At 60.4% G+C, this 15,676-nt stretch carries 15 protein-coding genes; 2 read left to right on the top strand and 13 right to left on the bottom strand.

Going from position 1 to position 15,676, the window contains the following annotated elements:
• Positions 1-7: 7 nt before the first annotated feature.
• Together PQQ52_RS05295 and PQQ52_RS05290 are read right to left on the bottom strand one after the other, a co-directional pair.
• On the bottom strand, positions 8-1,186 hold the full coding sequence (locus PQQ52_RS05295) for a porin (RefSeq protein ID WP_408207525.1): 1,179 nt from the start codon (positions 1,184-1,186) through the stop codon (positions 8-10).
• 115 nt (positions 1,187-1,301) lie between these two features.
• Entirely contained in the window at positions 1,302-2,489 is a 1,188-nt protein-coding gene (locus PQQ52_RS05290; RefSeq protein WP_408207523.1) for a M20 aminoacylase family protein, read from the bottom strand.
• A gap of 124 nt (positions 2,490-2,613) precedes the next feature.
• On the opposite strand from PQQ52_RS05290, the gene PQQ52_RS05285 reads away from it, so the two are divergent.
• Both PQQ52_RS05285 and PQQ52_RS05280 read left to right on the top strand, forming a co-directional pair.
• Positions 2,614-3,534, top strand: coding sequence for a LysR family transcriptional regulator (locus PQQ52_RS05285; RefSeq protein ID WP_408207521.1), 921 nt, complete (start codon positions 2,614-2,616; stop codon positions 3,532-3,534).
• A 235-nt stretch (positions 3,535-3,769) separates the two neighbouring features.
• Entirely contained in the window at positions 3,770-4,627 is an 858-nt protein-coding gene (locus tag PQQ52_RS05280; protein WP_408207519.1) for a PA4780 family RIO1-like protein kinase, read from the top strand.
• Positions 4,628-4,709: 82 nt separating this feature from the next.
• Here the strand turns inward: PQQ52_RS05280 and PQQ52_RS05275 are convergent, their stop codons facing one another.
• From PQQ52_RS05275 to PQQ52_RS05225, 11 genes are all read right to left on the bottom strand, one after another.
• Entirely contained in the window at positions 4,710-5,771 is a 1,062-nt protein-coding gene (locus PQQ52_RS05275) for a LacI family DNA-binding transcriptional regulator (protein ID WP_408207517.1), read from the bottom strand.
• Positions 5,772-5,820: 49 nt separating this feature from the next.
• The gene (locus PQQ52_RS05270; protein WP_408207515.1) at positions 5,821-7,023 is read right to left on the bottom strand and encodes an ABC transporter ATP-binding protein; all 1,203 of its coding nucleotides are present in this window, start codon (positions 7,021-7,023) and stop codon (positions 5,821-5,823) included.
• Between the two features lie 15 nt (positions 7,024-7,038).
• Positions 7,039-7,953, bottom strand: a complete 915-nt coding sequence (locus tag PQQ52_RS05265; RefSeq protein ID WP_408207513.1) for a carbohydrate ABC transporter permease — start codon at positions 7,951-7,953, stop codon at positions 7,039-7,041.
• Positions 7,953-8,894 carry a carbohydrate ABC transporter permease gene (locus tag PQQ52_RS05260; protein WP_408207511.1) on the bottom strand — a complete coding sequence of 314 codons (942 nt, stop codon included), beginning with the start codon at positions 8,892-8,894 and terminating at the stop codon, positions 7,953-7,955. Before PQQ52_RS05260 ends, PQQ52_RS05265 begins: the two co-directional genes overlap by 1 nt.
• Positions 8,895-8,903: 9 nt before the next feature.
• Positions 8,904-10,145: an ABC transporter substrate-binding protein gene (locus PQQ52_RS05255; protein ID WP_408207509.1), complete on the bottom strand. Its 1,242-nt coding sequence runs from the start codon at positions 10,143-10,145 to the stop codon at positions 8,904-8,906.
• 39 nt (positions 10,146-10,184) lie between these two features.
• Positions 10,185-11,600, bottom strand: coding sequence for a GH1 family beta-glucosidase (locus tag PQQ52_RS05250; RefSeq protein ID WP_408207507.1), 1,416 nt, complete (start codon positions 11,598-11,600; stop codon positions 10,185-10,187).
• 272 nt (positions 11,601-11,872) lie between these two features.
• Positions 11,873-12,298, bottom strand: coding sequence for a hypothetical protein (locus PQQ52_RS05245; protein WP_408207505.1), 426 nt, complete (start codon positions 12,296-12,298; stop codon positions 11,873-11,875).
• Between the two features lie 229 nt (positions 12,299-12,527).
• Positions 12,528-13,034: a hypothetical protein gene (locus tag PQQ52_RS05240; RefSeq protein WP_408207503.1), complete on the bottom strand. Its 507-nt coding sequence runs from the start codon at positions 13,032-13,034 to the stop codon at positions 12,528-12,530.
• Positions 13,031-13,234 carry a hypothetical protein gene (locus tag PQQ52_RS05235; RefSeq protein WP_408207502.1) on the bottom strand — a complete coding sequence of 68 codons (204 nt, stop codon included), beginning with the start codon at positions 13,232-13,234 and terminating at the stop codon, positions 13,031-13,033. The genes PQQ52_RS05240 and PQQ52_RS05235 overlap by 4 nt, the downstream gene beginning before the upstream one ends.
• Before the next feature lie 126 nt (positions 13,235-13,360).
• Entirely contained in the window at positions 13,361-14,017 is a 657-nt protein-coding gene (locus tag PQQ52_RS05230) for a hypothetical protein (protein ID WP_408207500.1), read from the bottom strand.
• Positions 14,014-15,573: a DUF6531 domain-containing protein gene (locus tag PQQ52_RS05225; protein ID WP_408207498.1), complete on the bottom strand. Its 1,560-nt coding sequence runs from the start codon at positions 15,571-15,573 to the stop codon at positions 14,014-14,016. The genes PQQ52_RS05230 and PQQ52_RS05225 overlap by 4 nt, the downstream gene beginning before the upstream one ends.
• Positions 15,574-15,676 lie beyond the last annotated feature (103 nt).

The following is a 15,676-nucleotide window of genomic DNA, read 5'->3' as shown; positions in this document are numbered from 1 at the left end:
CTCCCGCCTAGAAGTTGTGATACATGCCCAGCGACACCGTGACCGGCGTCGTGCCGAGTTCCGGTGCGGTACTACCGGTTTGCGTCGGCAGCGGATTATTGTTCAGCAGTACGGTGGAAATGCCGTAGTTGCGAATGAAACCGGCCCGCGCATAGAGTCCCGTGCGTTTGGAGAGGGTGTAGTCGTAGCCGAACATCACGCCAAAGGCCGAATCCTTCGCGGGATTCTTTGCCGTGTCGTGCACGCCGGACGTATCGCGATACACGACAGACGCGCGGAATGCATTGCGCCCGACCGGCCAGATCGTGCCGAGCGTATAGACGCGCGCGATGCCGTCATTGGCGAGCTTCGGCGCGTACTGGTTGAACGCGCCGGACAGCACGATCTTACCGGTGTCATACACCACACCGAGGCCGTACAGGTCGTTGCGCACGGTGCTCGTACCGCTTGCCCCGGTTGCGCCCCACACCTGGTTGTAGGTGCCCGTCACGTAAGTCGTGCCGTCATACCACTGCAGCAGCGCGCCCTGTGCCGCCGCGGTCGGCGACTGGCCGGCCACATTGCTCGGCGCGTACATCAGTTCCGTGCTGAAGCCCGCAAAGCTCGGCGACAGATACGTGATCGCGTTGTTCACCCGCGCGGCCAGTTGCGTCGCGCCCGCGCCGAGGTCGCTGTTGTAGCCGAAGCCCTTCGGCGTCTGCACGACGGCGGTGCCGAGCCATGTGTAGGCGGAGTTGGTGCCCACCGTGCCGAACACGTCGACGAAGAGCGGCAAGCCCGTGCCGATCTGCTTGCCGAAGCGCACGCGTCCATACGTCGACGAGTTCAGCCCCACCCACGCTTCGCGATTGAAGAACGAGGTGCTGTCCTGCATGGCGCCGCTATTGGCGAGAAAGCCGCTTTCGAGGTTGAATTCGGCGCGCAAACCGCCGCCCAGATCTTCCCGTCCGAAGAAGCCGAGTTTCGAGGTCCATTCACCGCCGCTCTGCGTCTGCACCAGTGACTTGCCGCCCACGGTCTGATAGTTGATGCCCATATCGACCGACCCGTACAGCGCCACGCCCTCGCGCAGGCTGCCGTTGAACTCCGGCAACGCGGCCAGCAAGGTCACCTGATACGGCTCGGCGTGCGCCGTGCCAATCCCGAGCGTCAACAGTGCCGCGCTCATTGCGATGCATTTCTTCATGGGTCTCCCTACTCCTCGCGTGCGTTTGATGGATTGATGTCTGGAAATGACGTGCAAAAAGGAACGGCAAAAGGGCCCGGCGCCGTGGCCACAGGATCGAAACCCGGCAACCCGATCAGGCCGCGCTCAGATAGCGCTCGGCGAGTCCGACGAAGTAAGCAGCACCCCAGCTGATCGCCGCGTCGTTGAAGTCGTATTCCGGGTTGTGGACCGCGCAACCGCCGGTCGAGTCGACACCGTTGCCGAGCACCACGTAGCAGCCCGGCACCGCTTCGGTCATCCACGAGAAGTCTTCGCTGCCCATCACCGCATCGGGCATCAGCGTGTAACCCTGCGGGCCCGCGAGGGCTTCGATGGTTTCGATCGCGAGGTCGGCCGCGCCGCGATGATTGACGAGGGGGCGCGATATCTGCCGGTAGTCGACAACAGCCGTGGCACCGTAGGTTTGTGCCTGCAATTGGGCGATGCTGCGGATCCGCGCTTCGACCTTGTCGCGCGTTTCCGAATCGAGCGCGCGCACCGAGAGTTTCAGCGTCGCCGTTTCGGGGATCACGTTCGGTGCGGTGCCGGCGTGGATCGCACCGACCGTCACCACGGCCGCGCGGGTCGGCTCGATGTTGCGCGCGACGATCGATTGCAAGGCCAGCACGATGTTGGCCGCCGCGACGATCGGGTCACAGCCCAACTGCGGCATCGCGCCATGTGTGCCCTTGCCGGTCACGGTGATCGTCACCGAGTCGGACGAAGCCATCATGCAGCCGTGGCGCAGCGCGAAATGACCGACCGGCAGGCCAGGCGCGTTGTGCAGCGCGAACACCTGGTCGCAGGGAAAGCGCGTGAAGAGACCATCCGCGATCATCTTCGAGGCGCCGCCCAGACCTTCTTCCGCGGGCTGGAAGATCACGTTCAACGTGCCGTCGAATTCGCCCCGGGTCGCGAGGCGGTGGGCGGCGGCCAGCAGGATCGCGGTGTGGCCGTCGTGCCCACACGCGTGCATGGTCTGCGCGACGGTGCTCGCGTACGGCAGGCCGGTCGCTTCCTGAATCGGCAGCGCGTCCATGTCGGCGCGCAGGCCGATCGTGCGGTTCGACATGCCGCGCCGCAATTGGCCAACCACACCCGTGCCGCCGATACCCGTCGTCACGTCATAGCCCCATTCGGCGAGCTTCCGCGCGACCAGCTCGGCGGTGCGCGTTTCAGCGAAGCCGAGTTCGGGATGCGCGTGGATGTCGTGGCGAATCGAAATGAATTCGTGCTCGGTCTCGCGCAGTTCGGCGAGAAGCTGGGGAAAAGACTGCGTCATTCGTTGTGCTCCGATTAAGTCGGCCGTCGTTTCGCAACCGTCGAAGCAGAGCGTAAAGATCGGGCCCGAAAACAAATAAGCACAAATTTTGATGCGCATAACCGCCAGTGCTATATTCCGCATCATGAAAATTCATCATTTGCGCGCGCTGGTAGCGATTGCTTCGACTGGCAGCATCAATGGCGCGGCGAAGGCGTTGTATGTGACGCAGCCAGCCATCACGAAGGCGGTGCGGGAACTGGAGACGGAGTTCGGCGTACGCCTGCTGGAGCGCAACCCGTGGGGCGTCGTGCCGACCGCCGAGGGCGCGGCGCTGGTGAGCCGGGCGCGCACCGTGGTGCGCGAGATGGAACGCGCCGAAGAGGATATGGCGCATCTGAAAGGGTTGCGCGACGGCAACCTGGTGATCGGCATCACGCCGATTGTCGGCACGACGGGACTCACCGAGGCTTTCGTGGAATTTCGCAAACGCTGGCCGACGGTGACGCTCGAATTTCGCGAGCTGGGTTTCAACCAGTTGCACGAGCAACTACGCAATCGCACGCTGGATCTGGCGTTCGCCGCATTCGCGCGGCCGGTGAGCGATCTGGGGAGTGTGAAACAGATGGTCTCGTTCGAGACCGTGTTCGTGACGCGCGCGCAGAGTCCCTATGCGGAGGCGGCTTCGCTCGAGGCGGTGCAGGAAGCCGAGTGGATTCATACCGACGTGACAGACAACTACCCGGGCTTCATCCGCGCGATGTTCGAATGTGCCGGGCTCACGCCGCCGCGGCGAATCACGCGCTGCACGTCGTACGCGCTGTTTTACAGCCTGACGATCAGCACCGACGCGATTTTCGCCTGGACCACGCATTCGCTCGAAGAGACCGCGCTCGGGCAGAGCTTCGTGCGCCTCGCACTACCGGTCGCGCCGCCGCCGTTGCAGTTGTATCTGCTGTCACCGCAGGAATCGCAACTGACGCGGCCGGCGGAATATTTCGTCCACTGCATCGAGCAGGCGATCGGGCCGTTGCTGAAGGGGCCGGTAGCGCGGGCGGGGATTTGAAGGGCGTGTTCGCAGGATATGAGTCGCCTTTTTTGTCCGATACGCCAGGCACATCAGACGTTTTTGCCTGGCGTATCGGACACACCTCGACAGTTTGCACTTATCTGTTCTGCCGCCGACACAGGCGGCTTCTCCGCCACCCCGTATAATCAGGCATGATCCGAATTTCCCTCCATATGCTTCCGCAAGCGGCCACCAACAGCCGCCGCGCCGCCCTCCACCCCATGGCGGCCGCATGAAAACACCCAAACGTCTGCTCCCGCTGATCGAAGAAGGCCTGATCGACGAAGTCATCTCGCAGTTGATGAGCGGCAAGGAAGCCACCGTCTATGTGGTCCGTAGCGGCGAGTCCACGCGCTGCGCCAAGGTCTATAAAGACGCCAAACAGCGCAGTTTCCGCCAGGCCGCGTCCTATCAGCAGGGTCGCAAGGTCAAGAACAGCCGTCAGCAACGCGCGATGGAAAAAGGCAGCCGCTATGGCCGCGAGGTGCAGGAACAGGCGTGGCAGAACGCGGAAGTCGATGCCCTGTTCCAGCTCGCCAACGCGGGCGTGCGCGTGCCGCAGCCCTTTATCTGCACCGACGGCGTGTTACTGATGGAATTGGTGACCGATGGCGAGGGCAACGTCGCGCCGCGTCTGAACGATGTCGAGATGACCGGAACGCGCGCGCTCGAATTGCACGCGTTGCTGCTCAACCAGGTGGTGCGCATGCTGTGCGCCGGTATGATTCACGGCGATCTGTCCGAATACAACATCCTGCTCGCAGCAGACGGCCCGGTGATCATCGACCTGCCGCAAGCTGTGGATGCCGCCGGCAATCTGGAAGCCCCGGCCATGCTGGAACGCGACGTGAACAACCTCGCCACGTATTTCGGCCGCTTTGCGCCGGAATTGCTCGACACGCGCTACGGCAAAGAAATCTGGTCGTTGTACGAAGCGGGCGCATTGCACGTGGATGCGAGGCTCACCGGTCAGGTTGAACTGGACACCACGCCGATCGATCTCGAAGCCGTGCTACAGGAACTCGAAGATACGCGGCTCGACGAAGAAGCACGGCTTCGCTACGAAGAGTCGCTGCGCAGCGGCACCTGAGCCACCGCCACGCCACGCGTAAGCGGCCAATGAGCGGGGGCCTGGCGCACCTGACCTGCGCGCCGCTCGCGGTGCAAAGCGGCTACGACGCCCTACTGAGACTGGCCGCATTCACCTTGACCGACGAAGCCGCCACACCCGGTGCCGGCCCCACCGACTCCCGCATCGTCACGCTTACCGGAAACTCGCGGAAGATCTCCCACGAGGTCCGGTAGCACTGATTGACCAGCCAGCGCACCGCGTTCTGCGTCAACTCCGCCGTCGGGATATGCACCGAGGTGAGTCCGGGCGCGGCGTAGGCGGCCGAATAATCATCGTCGTAGCCGATCACCGAGACTTCGCCCGGGACGGCGATGCCTGCCTGATGGAAGCGTGCCAGTACGCTCACCGCCATCGTGTCGTTCGCGCAAAAGAGACCGGTGAAGCGCCGCTTCGAATCGAGCAGTTTTTGCGCGGCAGCGTAGCCGCCTTCCGGCGAGAAGTCCGATTCGATCAGCGTGACATCCTCGCGTGCGATGCCCTCGCGCGACAATTCGGCAAAGAAGCCTTCGAGCCGGGCCTGATTGTCCGACGCGCTGAACGGCCCGGAAATCACCGCGATGTCCCGATGCCCATGATCGAGCAGCGTGCGTGCCGCCAGTTCGCCGCCGCGCCGATGGTCCGCGCAGAACGACGCCTCCGGCAACTGATCGAACGCGCGATTGAGAAACACCATCTTGGGATGCATGCGATGCAGCATGTCCAGGTCTTCGTCGTGCAGATCGTGGCTGATCACCACCACGCCATCGCAATCGCGGCCGATCAGAAAACGCACCGCCTCGATGGCCTGCTCGCGCGGCGACACTTCCCCGCAACCCGTTGCCACCACCACGTGACGGCGCACCGCGCGCAGTTCGGTGTCGGTCTGCTTGAGAATCGTGCCGTAATAGGAGCCAAAGAAGGTCGGCACAAAAATGCCGATTATGCCAAGCGATTGTGTCGCCATCGCGCGGCCGATGGACGACGGCCGGAAATTCAGCGCTTCGATCGCGGCCTTCACACGTGCGGCGGCATCGGCTGAAATGGGGCCTTTGCCGGAAATGGCGCGCGAGGCAGTTGACATGCCAACGCCGGCCAGTGCCGCGACATCTTTGAGTGTTGCCACGCGGTTCTCCGTCAAGCCCTGTTGTATTCAACGACGCTGCATGCAGTCGTTACAAACGCGCGCCGCCGTCTTCGTCGAACAGCGAAATATGCGCGCTATCAAACCAGAACGCCGCGGCGTCCCCTGCCGCTGCCGGCGTCTTCGTCTGGTCGATCGACGCGATTTGCTCTCCATGATAGTCGAGCCAGATGACCCGGTGGTTGCCCATCGGCTCGATCAGTGAAATGTTCGCGTACTCGTTCATTTGTATGCTCGAATTCTCGCCTGCATGCACGTCTTCAGCCCGTACGCCGAGCACACAAGGCAGACGATCCGCAGGCAGGTTTTTGAAAGGGTAGGCCGACACGTCGAGCCGCAAATGCGCTGTACAAAAGTAGAGCGAGCCATCACGCGCCTCAAGCGTGCCCTTGAGCAGATTCATTGCGGGCGAGCCCAGAAACGTCGCGACGAACAGATTATTCGGGCGTGCGTAGACTTCGGCAGGGGTGCCGAACTGCTGGATCACACCGCCGCGCATCACGGCCATGCGCGTGGCAAGCGTCATCGCTTCGACCTGATCGTGGGTCACGTAGATCATTGTCGCGCCCAGACGCTGGTGCAGTTGCTTGAGTTCGCGGCGCAATTCGGTGCGCAATTTGGCGTCGAGATTCGATAGCGGCTCATCGAACAGAAACACGTCGGCCTCGCGCACGATCGCCCGCCCGATCGCCACGCGCTGCCGTTGCCCGCCCGAGAGTTGCGCCGGCTTGCGCTTGAGCAGCGGCCCGAGTTGCAGCATCTCGGTCGCCCGCGTCACGCGCCGCTCGATTTCCGCCTTCGGCGTGCCGTTGATACGCAACGCGAACGACAGATTGCGCTCGACACTCATGGTCGGATACAACGCATACGACTGAAACACCAGTGCGATACGGCGATCTTTCGGGTCGGCCCAGGTCATGTCTTCGCCGGCGATTTCAATGCTGCCGTCGGTCACGTCGATCAAACCCGCGATGCTGTGCAGCAAGGTGGATTTGCCGCAACCCGATGGGCCGAGCAACACCACGAACTCGCCCGCTCGTACGTCGAGATCGAGATTCTCGATTACCGTATTCGCGCCGAGCTGGATCTTCAGATTGCGCACCGACACGTTGGCTGGATGCGGTAGACCCGCCGCATCCGCCACATTGCCGGCGTTAGCCGCGTCTGCCGCATCGCCCACCGGATCTGCCATCGTATCTGCCATCGTATCTGCCGTATTAGCCACGTTCGTCATGCCGTATCCCTTGACCTATCCCTTGACGGCGCCGGACGCAATGCCGCGTACAAACCAGCGGCCCGAAATGAAGTAGACCGCGAGCGGCACCATGGAGGTCAGAATGGTCGCCGCCATATTGACGTTATAGAGCCTCTCGCCGGTCGTCGTGTTGATGATGTTGTTCAATTGCACCGTCATCGGCAGGTTTTTCGTGCCGGCAAACACCAGACCAAGTATGAAATCGTTCCAGATGCCCGTCACCTGCATGATCACCGCGACGACGATGATCGGCGTGGACATCGGCAACATCAGTTGTAAAAAGATACGCCAGAAACCGCCGCCGTCAATGCGCGCCGCCTTGAACAGCTCCTGCGGAATCGACGCGTAGTAGTTGCGAAACAGCAGGGTCATCACCGGCATGCCGAAGATGGTGTGAATCACCACGATGCCCGGCAGCGAACTGAACAGATGCACGCTCGCGAGCACGCGCACGAGCGGGTAGACCATCACCTGCACGGGAATGAAGGCGCCCATCAGCAGTACGCCGAACAGCAGCCCTGCCCCGCGAGGCCGCCAGAACGATAGCGCGTAGCCGTTCACCGCGCCGATCATGATCGAGAGGATCGTGCTCGGCACGACGATACGCACCGAATTCCAGAAGCCGACCTGGATGCCGTTGCAATCGAGCCCCGTGCAGGCGGATTGCCACGCGGCGCTCCATGCGTCGAGTGTGAAATGCGTGGGGAAAGCGAGTAGATTGCCGAGGCGAATCTCGCTCATTGGCTTCACGGATGTGACGAGCATCACGTACAGCGGCAACAGGAAGAACAATGCGGCGGTCAGGAGAAATGCGTAGACGCCCAGGCGTGCGGGCGTAAACGCCCGGCGGCGGCGCCGGCGGCTACGGCTCGGTGTGCCGCCCTTCATTGGAGGACTCAGCGTGTTCATCACACCTCCTTGCGCAACGCGGCGCGGCTGCGGGCATAGAAGAACGGCGTGAGAATCGCGAGTACCGTGGCCAGCAGCACGATCGATGCTGCCGACGCGAGACCGATATTCGCGCGGCCAAACAGGTAATCCATGATGAACTTCGCCGGCACTTCGCTCGCCGTGCCGGGGCCGCCTTGCGTCATCGCGACCACGGCGTCGTAGAGCTTCACGACCATCACGAAGAGCAGCACGAAAGCGGTGGACATGGACGGCCCGAGCATCGGCACGACAATGCTCGCGTACACACGCCAGCGCGGAATGCCGTCGATACGCGCGGCTTTCCACAGTTCGTCGTCGATACCGCGCAAGCCGGCCAGCAGCAGCGCCATTACAAGACCGGAGGCCTGCCACACCGTCGCGATGACGATGGTGTAGATCACCCAGTCCTGATCGACGATCCAGTCGAAACGCGCATGCACGAAACCGAGCTTGTGCAATACGGCCTGCGCACCCAGTTCCGGATTGAGAATCCACTGCCACACCAGACCCGTTGCGACAAATGACATCGCGTACGGATAGAGAAACACCGTGCGCAGCGCGCCTTCCGCCACCACGCGCTGATCGATAAAAATCGCCAGCAACAAACCGATCACCATGCACGCAACAATGAAGCACGCGCCGTAGACCACGATGTTTTGCAGCGACAGCAACCAGCGGTCGTTATTAAACAACCGTGTGTATTGCGTGAGACCCGCGAAGTCGCCGGAAGGGAACGTGCGCGAATTGCTGAGCGAGACGCGCGCGGTCCAGACCATCGTGCCGAGATAGGCGAACACAACGGTCAGGACCATCGGCAGGAGCGCCACCCATGCTGCTATCGGCAAGCGCTTCTTTAGCGGCTTTTTCAGCGGCCCTTTACGAGGCCCGGAGCCGTCGGCTTGCAGCTTGAGCGCGTGCATGGTGAGCGCCTAGCTCTTCAACGCACTGGCAAAGGCCTTCTGCGCATCGTCGACCGACTGGTTCTTGTTCCAGAAGTTCGTGATGACGTCGATCAACGCGCCCTGCGTGTCAGGCGAGAGCAACATTTCCGGATTCGGCAACTGACGCGACTTGTCCTTCATGATCGCCATGCCCTCCTTCGCGCAGATGTCGAGACTGCTGGCGTCCACATCGGGACGAATCGGAATCGAGCCTTTCTTCGCGCTGAACGCCACTTGCGCGGCCGGCGAGGTCATCACCGTGGCAAGCAGATTCTGCGCCTTGATCGCGTTGGCATTGTCGGTTTTCGGGAACACGAATACGTCGCCCGCAACCAGATACGGCGAGTGCGGGCCGAAACCCGGGAAGCAGCCGAAGTCCTTACCGGCAGTCTGGTTGGCCGCCGAGAATTCGCCCTTGGCCCAATCGCCCATGATCTGCACACCGGCCTTACCGGAAATCACCAGCGCAGTGGCGTCGTTCCAGTTGCGGCCAGGCGAGCCCGGATCGACGAAGTCATGCAAGCGCTTGAACGATGCGAGCACCTTCTTGAACGCATCCGACTTGACCGCGTTCATGTCGCGATCGCGGTACACCTTCAGATAAAGGTCCGGTCCGCCGACGTCGGCAAATACCGCGTCGAACGTGATCTTTTCCTGCCACGGCTGACCGCCGAGCGCGAGCGGGATCACCCCCGCGGCTTTCAGTTTGGTGAGATCGGCGATGAACTCGTCGTAACTCTTTGGTTCAGCGGCAATGCCGGCTTTCTGGAATACCGGCTTCGAGTAGAAGAACCAGGCCGGCATGTGAATATCGACCGGCGCGGCGTAGTAATGCCCCTTCACCTTGATGCTGTCGATGATCGACTGCGGGAATACGCCGTTCCAGTTTTCTTTCGCGGCAACGGTGTCGACGTTGTTCAGCAGGCCCTGGTCGATCAGGTCGTGAAACTGCTTGGACGTATTAAACTGCGCGGCGGTGGGTGGATCGCCGCCGATGATCCGGTTGATCGCGGTGGAGCGTGCCTGATCGGCGCCGGCCACTGCATTGTCGACCCACTGGCCACCGGCCTTGTTATATGCATCGGCGAACTGGCGAATCGCGGCCGATTCGCCGCCCGAAGTCCACCAGTGAATCACGTTGGCCTTCAAGGGTTCAGCCGCATGCGCGACGACGCCAACTAATGCCAGTGCCGCAACCACGCCTCGTAAGAGCATTTTTCTGCTGTTCATTCCGTCTCCTGTCGACATACAAACCAGCTCCACCTGCCGTTACGCCTGTGCTCTACGCTCCTTCAAGAACTTCGCCACCAATTCCGCACTGCGTTTGACTGTACGCTTTTGTGTACTGTAGTCGACGTGCACGACACCAAAGCGACGCTCATAACCGAACGCCCACTCGAAGTTATCCATCAGCGACCACAGAAAATAGCCGCGAATATCCACGCCGGCCTTGATTGCCTGATCGACCGCCGCGAAATGGCGTTTGAGAAACGAGATGCGCTGCGTATCGTCGACGCGGCCGTCGATCACCTTATCGTCCGAGGCCATGCCGTTTTCGGTGATGTAGATCGGCGGCAGGTTGCGATATGTGCGGTTGAAACCAATCAGCAGATCGCGCAAGCCATCAGGATGCACCTCCCAGCCCATCTGCGTGCGCTCGACGCCTTCCAGCGGCACGTCCCGGAATCCATGCGCGCCGTCGCTCGCCACGTTGGTGCGGAAGTAATAGTTGATGCCGAGGAAGTCGAGCGGCGCGGAAATGGTCTGCATGTCGCCATCGAGCACCAAGGGCTCGGTGCCTGGCCACAACTCGAACAGGTCTTGCGGATACGCGCCCTTGAGGAGCGGATCGAGAATCCAGGCATTGTGCTGGACTTCGAACAGATGCGCCGCACGCTGATCCGCGGCGCTGTCGCTATTGGCCGTGCCGCGGCCGATGTTGGCGACGATCCCTTTCTGCGAGGCAGGATCGTTGGCGCGCAATACTGGAATCGCAAGGCCGTGCGCGAGCAGCAGATGATGCATCGCCTGCGTCGCAAAGCGTCCGTCGGCGAGACCCGGCGCGTGATGCCCGTTGCCGTAGCCGAGATATGCCGAGCACCACGGCTCGTTGAGCGTTGCCCATGCGTCGACCGTGCCGGCCAGTTCGCGGCTCATCAGATCGGCGTAGTCGGCGAAACGGTACGCGGTGTCACGGTTGAGCCAGCCACCGCGATCTTCCAGATGCTGCGGCAAGTCCCAGTGATAGAGCGTCACGAAGGTCGTAATGCCCTTCTCTTTCAGGCGGTTCAGGAGGCGCTTGTAGAAGTCGAGCCCTTTGTGATTGGGCGCGCCTGCAGCGTCCATCACGCGCGGCCATGCGATCGAAAGCCGATAGCCTTCCAGGCCGAGCGACGCCAGCATGTCGACGTCAGCTTCCCACCGGTGATAGTGATCGCAGGCAACGGCGCCGGTGTCGCCGGCCAGCACCTTGCCGGGTTTCGCCGAGAAGGTGTCCCAGATCGACGGCAGGCGGCCGTCTTCATCCACCGCGCCTTCGATCTGATACGAAGCCGTGGCGGCGCCAAGCAGGAAGTTTTTGCGCCATAGCGAAGAGTCCGCGGGCGGCGTGAAGAGATCGGCGAGTGCGCCGTTGGGCACGGCTGAGGGGCGTGCTTCGGATACAGCGGATGCGTCGTTTGCCACGGATTCTCTCCTGCGCTGAGGTCGTTGAACCGTAAGGCGGAAGCTGGGGTGGAAGCGCTTCCACAAGACCTGCAAACGATAGCAGTGTGAGATTCAGCGCAGCAATCAGGGTTTGTCTGGAGGGCTTGCTGGCACGCACGGCGTTGGGATGCGCCTCGCATGGGAGATTGCTTGAACCTGGATTCAATAGGCTGTTGGCGCTGGCCGACGATCTAAAGTGAATTGTGCTGCGACAGTCAGGTGTTACGCTGACTGGTCACATAATGGGCAAGTTACGAACCCGATCCGCCATATAGATGGCGCAAGTCTGCCCCGCCGACCCTCTTGTTTCCCTCGACAATCATTAAGCCTCCGCCTGCCTCAGGATAGTTAACAAGCGGTTCTCCATCTAGGCGATCAAGGTTGAATGAATCCAGAACGAAACCCGCCTGAGTGTTGTGGACGATTGCGTAAATAAGCACCGGCACCTCCTCGTCGACGGCTATCAGTTCACGTGCCAGTGTTCTGGAATTTTCCCAGCCCTCATAGCTTTCCTCGTCGTGACTGATCGACAGACAATACGGAACATTGACTTCGCGAACCGTACAGGTTCGAATCTGATCCATCCAGCGGGGTACGTCGGTACTGTAGAGCGACGCGTTGACCGATATAAGAAACTCGGCAAGCTCGCGTTCTTGAGGTTTAAAAGTTCGCTGCATGAATATTCCCAGCAACGCAAATATCGTTGTGGTCTGATCGAGCCGACGCGGACTTGCACCCTAAAGATTGACTGGAGGTCCCACGGAGATTACCTATCTGGTCGAACCTTGACCTTTGCCTGATTTTCACCCGTGATTTGCGTGGAGCAAGCGCCGCGGCCCTAAATGGCGCGTGGCGCTTGCCGAACTTTTAAAGTATCCCGAACCGGGTTCAGACCAATCCGAAAACCTAGTCTGGATTCTCGTAGAACGCGAAAGACTCCTTGGCGAACGTCATCACGTCAGGCGGACCTGCCAGGACACCAGTGCCTCCATCCCATGCCCGATCGGCATACATGAACCATTCTCCCGAAATCGGCAAGACAACAAACTGTTCTGAATAGAAGCCAATCGCGTCGGCCGGACTATCTCCGGGGTCCATCATCAGTATGCCGATAAAGTCATCAGCGCTGTGATGCGCCTTAACAAGGAATCCCGGATACTTGCCGAAATGGAAATGAAAATAGCTGAATGGATCTGGGTTCAGAACGATCACAGCAAATTCACCCGTTCCCTTGAAGTTTGCGATGTCTCGAATGAGGTTCTGAAAAACCTGCGTGCCAATGTTTGAAGAATCGAAGTGAAGCAGGTCCGAGGCAAGAGCAGGAGTCGTTGCCACTTTTTGCGCGCACGCACATGCACGCTGCCAAAGCGACGTGAACGTTTCGCGGTCGTGGATAAAATCAATATTTGTCATTGGCCACCCAAGCGGATTTTTACAGTTGCCCCTTTCGAGCCAGCAGGGAAATAGTCTGCCGTAGGCTGGCCCTGATTTGACTGATCCCGGACACCATAGCGGTTCCCATCCTTTGTGAAGATATCCATTTTGCCATCCTTGCTGAGCGACTGTGTCCAGTCATCATTGCGCAAGTTCGCCTCGAATTCGGCCTTGCCCACGTCAGTCTCAATGTTACGGACGCTGTCGCCTACTGTAATGTCCTCGTACTCAGACTTGATCCGTCCCGGCGGAATCCCATCGACCTCCGTCTCCGCGGCGGGCTTGCACATCTCCTTGATGCGCTCTCAGTTTTCCGCAACCTTCTTCGTTCCCTGACCAATGCCATATCTGACTACCGGGTTCTGCAGGAGCCTGTACACAAGAATGCGTAGACCACCGTCAATCAGTCCCGCCGAGAAGTGGCAACCACTGCACACGGTCGACGTGCCCAGGAAATTGTCCCCCAGCAACCGACGCGCGCCCTGGAGATTGGCGGGCGGTCCTACCGGAGAGTCACCGTAGTTGTAGTTATCGATCCACTGGTTGATCTCATCGCTACTGATCGGAATATCCGTTCCGTCGTTCAGGTCAAGAACACTGCCGTTCTTTGCAACGGTGCCTGTACGTGAAACGACCAGGCCGTCTGGTGAATAGCCGAACCCGACCTTGAACACGCGTCGGATGCCACCGTTCGCCGCGCTCGCATATTCATTGAATTTGAAGAGGTCGATGCGGGCGCGCCGGTCGTAACGAAGATAAAAGTCGCCAGTCGGGTTATAGCCGTACAGAACACGGTGAGCGGCATCGCGCGAGATCATCTCCGTCACGTCACGATCACTTCCCAAAGCAATGATGGCAAACGCATTACCAGTGGCGTCGCGAGTGACACGCCACTGTGCCGTGACTTTTCCATCAGCCATCTGCTGAACGAACGCGAGACGGTTCGTTGCGTCGTAGGTCATCCCGTACGCGATCGTCGCACCGTCCGCCTTCCCTGCGTCGAAGGCGCTGGCGCCGGTCGGGTCGGGTCGGTAGTCGGTGTCTCGCTAACCCCCGTCGTATTGCCGTTTGCGTCGTATACGAAGGATTGCATCAGCTTCGGTGACGCAATCATCGACGGACGCAAACTTGTTGCGTCGGCGTAGCGGATCGTGGATATCGACGTACCAGACGCATTTTTCACTGTTGCCCGAACTGGCCGTCCAGTGTCGTCGTAGCTGTACTCAGTCGTGCCGCCGCTTGCGTCTGCGTCTTTCAAAAGATTGCCCGACACATCCCATGTCGAGCTGCTATTGCCCGCAGCGGAGGTGGTCCCCGTAGGCCGTAGCAGCCCGGCAATCGACGACATATTCAGCGTGGTCGCACCTTTGCGACCGGTGATAACAGTCGAGCCAGTGTTGTAGGCGAACTGCGCGTTTTGGGTGGCATCAGGATGGCTGACCGCCATCGCACGACCCTGCGCGTCGTAGCTCCACGTCGCAACGCGGTTGGCCGCCTCATCGATTTCGCCCGTCAGCGCATTCTTGAAACGACTGTCGTCGTAGACATATCGGTGGGCATAGCCATCAGGCCAGGTGACCGAGACAAGATTGCCATTCGCGTCATACCCGTACTGCGTCATGCGGCCCAAGGGGTCGTTCAGGCGTGATAGACGGTTCTTGTCGTCATAATCGAGGCGAAGCGTAATGTCGTTGTTCGCGTCCGTGCCTGCTGCATGCTGCGTGATCGTGGTCAGCAACCCTGAGCCGTCATAGGTCAGCGTTCGGACAAATCCTGTCTTCGTGCTCTCGGAAAGCAGCACGCCTTGGGCCGAATATGATTCGACGGTATCGGTCTTGAGATCGGTCAACGTCCATCCGGAGCCGTTTTGTGCCAGCGCTAAGCCGATAAAGCCGGCCGTACGCCAGGTGCCGGCTGACCAGTTGAATGTGACAGGTTCGCCGTTCTCACGATACGCAAGCACTTTGGACGAGCTGCCGCTGTTGGCATTCGCGAGTCCCAGGTTGCGTTGCCAGCTATGAAACCAGACCGGTCCCATCGCCGTGGCGGAATTACCAAGCGACCTGGATCGGTAAGTCCGCGTGAACAGCATCGGAATGTCGTCGCCGCTGACAAAATCCGCTTCAGTCAAAGTGACAGCGCCATTGCCCGGGTACACTGGGTCAGCGACCGGACAGCTCGCTTCTGGTTCTTCCGTAGTTGGTGTCGCGCACCATGCGTCGATAAGCGGAAAACTGACGCAATTGTAGTACTGCATGCCGCCTGGTACGCCGGCGTAAGCATCCCATCGGCAGCTCGGCGAGCCCGGCTTTGCGCCGGTTGTCGTCCACACCGCGTTGCAGTCAGCCGCGTTGGCGCCGAACGCAACCATGAGCAGTATGAATGCGGCCACCAGGCGAGCCACCATGCCTGCTGAACTCTCAGTAACTCTTTTGTTTTTCATCGTCATCCTTATTGGTTGTACTTGTTTGAAGCCCAAGCACCCTATAAGGAACTTTCCATCCCCACTATCCGACAATTCCTAAAATTAAGAAATCGATGCGTCTACACAGAAGACGCTTGCAACATGGTCGCCAAGGCTCGTAGGGAACCACGCAAGAGTCTGTGAGCCTTTGCCGGAT

This window comes from Paraburkholderia sediminicola (genome assembly GCF_046030555.1).
GTDB classification, from domain to species: domain Bacteria; phylum Pseudomonadota; class Gammaproteobacteria; order Burkholderiales; family Burkholderiaceae; genus Paraburkholderia; species Paraburkholderia sediminicola_E.
This window is presented reverse-complemented; position numbering and strand designations above follow the sequence as displayed.